This window comes from Mogibacterium pumilum (assembly GCF_002243385.1).
In the GTDB taxonomy this organism is placed as follows: Bacteria; Bacillota; Clostridia; order Peptostreptococcales; family Anaerovoracaceae; genus Mogibacterium; species Mogibacterium pumilum.
In genome coordinates, this window is the sequence record NZ_CP016199.1 from 619950 (window position 1) to 622107 (window position 2158).

The window sequence follows — 2158 nt, forward strand, 5'->3', positions numbered from 1 at the left end:
TTGAGGAACAACAAAGGACGGAGAATTTAACTAATCATGGTTAAATCTCCGTCCTTTTTAGATTATCCAAATTATGATGTGTACCCCTTGTCAGGGACAACATTGATTTTTTTGGGGTGTTTTTTTATTACCCCAACAAGTGTATAGGTAGGGGTTTAAAACACCACAATGAAATGGATAGGTACCTCCTAAACCCCAAAAGAATTTATAGAACCTGAACTTTTAGATGTATTAAGGTCGGTGGCATATGCTACCGACCTTTTGTCGGTGTGCCGGGCATGGCACAGTTCTTACTGGTGAGAGTCCAGTCACGGGTATTTACCGCCAAGTGTAGCGAACCGCAAGCGGAAAGCAGTAATGCTCAAGTGAAGGAAGCGGTGTAGCAAAGCCATCGAGCCTACGAACAGAAACCGGATACAAGGCTAAACGGTGGGTGAGGTTGCTACACAAACCGAAGCCCAAAAGGTAAACGTATCACCGAGACAGTAAATCCGGAGGTTGTGTGGCGAAAGAACTATGTCTTACCCCGGGAGACCCGGACGGCGTGGAAACACGTGCGGAAAAGGCTTGCGTCCGGGAGTCAGCTTAGACCATAGTACCGGGAGCACGAACGGGAAGGGTCTAATGTCAATGTATTGCAAATCACTGCAAGCAAGGTCGGAATAATCCGAAATCGAGGATATGCTCTGAAAGCAGAAACGTAAGTCTGTGGAGGCAAAAGGTAGAGGGGATGATTTCCGGCAGTTTTACGAACAGAAAGAGGAGCAACAAGTGGAATTAATCGAATGGATATTACAGGACAGGAATATTGACGAGGCAATCAAGAACGTCAAGCGAAACAAAGGTGCAGCCGGAGTCGATGGGATGACGGTAGATGAACTTGACGTGTATTTTACTCTTCATAGGGAAGAGCTGAAGACTCAGATACGTGAAGGTAAATACAGGCCGAGTCCGGTAAGAAGGGTCTACATACCTAAAGCCAACGGCAAGAAGAGACCTCTCGGAATACCGACAGTCACAGACAGAGTTGTACAGCAGATGACAGCACAGATACTGTCTCTGGGATATGACAAATATTTCAGTGACCATAGTTATGGGTTCCGAGCGAACAGAGATTGCCATGGAGCGATAGAGAAAGCCCTCGAATACCTCAACGAGGGATATGAGTGGGTGATAGACCTTGACATCGAGAAGTATTTCGACACGGTAAACCATGACAAGTTAATTTCAATACTCAGAGAACGCATTAATGATGCGAAAACGCTACGACTGATTCGACAGTTTCTAAGAGCTGGAGTCATGGAAGATGGCTTGGTAAGCCCAAGTGAAGAAGGGGTACCGCAAGGTGGACCTCTTTCACCTATACTATCCAACATCTACCTTGACAAGCTCGACAAGGAACTGGAATCAAGGGGACTTCATTTTGTCAGATACGCTGACGACTGCGACATCTTCGTGAAAAGTGAAATGGCGGCAGACAGAGTGATGAAGTCTGTGACAAGCTGGCTGGAGCGCAAACTTCGGCTGAGAGTCAGTGCCACTAAGACAAAGGTAGTAAGACCTACGAAGAGTAACTTTCTGGGATTCACATTCTGGAAGAGCAAAGACGGTTGGAAGTGCAGGCTTGCCAAAGACCGAAAGAAGAAACTCTATGAGAAGACTCGTGAGATTCTTTGTCGGAAGAAAGCGGCTGCGCGAACCATAAAGTCTACCTTTATGCAACTGAACTGGCTCATCCGGGGGTGGATAAACTACTACAGAATCGGTAGCATGAAAGGCTTTCTTGATGAATATGGACAATGGCTGAGGCACAAGGTGAGAGTAGTGATACTCAAACAGTGGAAAAAGCCGAAGACCATATTCAAGAACCTGATGGCTCTGAATAGGATTCAGGAATGTGGCCTTGAGGAGAAAAGATTGTTAAGCGTGGCAAACGCAAGGCAGGGATGGTACCGAATGGCTACTATTCGGGATATTAATTTCCTGCTCAATCCAACGATACTTGGCAAAAAGACAAAGAGCCGACCGGGATTGGTCGACCCTTTGGCGTATTATCTGAATTAACGCTTGATTCTATGTTGATGTAGCGCCGTATACGAGACCCGTACGTACGGTGCAACGGGAGGGTTGAGGGCTAACGCCCTCGCTCTACCCTATT

General features: G+C 46.5%; 1 protein-coding gene. It reads left to right on the forward strand.

Annotated elements, in window-relative coordinates; genetic code table 11:
- Positions 1–708: 708 nt before the first annotated feature.
- Entirely contained in the window at positions 709–2064 is a 1356-nt protein-coding gene (gene ltrA / locus AXF17_RS03050) for a group II intron reverse transcriptase/maturase (protein WP_237049005.1), read from the forward strand.
- The last annotated feature ends 94 nt before the right edge of the window (positions 2065–2158 follow it).